The organism is Vibrio sonorensis (assembly GCF_001854765.1).
In the GTDB taxonomy this organism is placed as follows: Bacteria; Pseudomonadota; Gammaproteobacteria; order Enterobacterales; family Vibrionaceae; genus Vibrio; species Vibrio sonorensis.
Map to the genome: position 1 here is coordinate 1 of NZ_LJJE01000042.1, position 207 is coordinate 207.

1 tRNA gene is annotated in these 207 nt (G+C 45.9%); it reads left to right on the plus strand.

Features of this window, described 5'->3' with window-relative positions:
- Window positions 1-125: 125 nt before the first annotated feature.
- Window positions 126-201 (plus strand) — tRNA-Thr (locus BLO31_RS08635).
- The last annotated feature ends 6 nt before the right edge of the window (window positions 202-207 follow it).

The following is a 207-nucleotide window of genomic DNA, read 5'->3' on the forward strand; positions in this document are numbered from 1 at the left end:
GGATAGCTCAGTCGGTAGAGCAGAGGATTGAAAATCCTCGTGTCGGTGGTTCGATTCCGCCTCCGGGCACCACAATTTAAAATTGTTGGTGCTGTTTAAAAGTACGAGCAATAAGAATAAAGTGTGCCGACTTAGCTCAGTAGGTAGAGCAACTGACTTGTAATCAGTAGGTCACCAGTTCGATTCCGGTAGTCGGCACCATTTATT